Origin of the sequence: Microvirga pakistanensis (genome assembly GCF_004458765.1) — a bacterium.
GTDB classification, from domain to species: Bacteria; Pseudomonadota; Alphaproteobacteria; order Rhizobiales; family Beijerinckiaceae; genus Microvirga; species Microvirga pakistanensis.
Genome location: NZ_SPJX01000395.1, coordinates 1 through 223, shown reverse-complemented (window position 1 = coordinate 223; position 223 = coordinate 1). Strand labels below are relative to the sequence as shown.

The 223-nt window shown below is 67.3% G+C and carries 1 protein-coding gene; it reads right to left on the bottom strand.

The annotated features are described in order from the left end of the window. On the bottom strand, window positions 1-223 hold a 223-nt coding region (locus E4K09_RS18920; protein WP_244610592.1), incomplete at both ends, for an aconitase family protein.

The following is a 223-nucleotide window of genomic DNA, read 5'->3' as shown; positions in this document are numbered from 1 at the left end:
ATTCGATCACGTGTCCGGTGCCGCCCGCGGTGCCGATCTCGCCGATGATGGCCAGGATAATGTCTTTCGCCGTGACGCCGGCGGGCAGCTGCCCGTCGACGGTCACGCGCAGGTTCTTGGCCTTCTTCTGGATCAGGGTCTGGGTCGCGAGCACGTGCTCGACCTCGGAGGTGCCGATGCCGTGAGCGAGGGAGCCGAAGGCGCCGTGGGTGGAGGTGTGGCT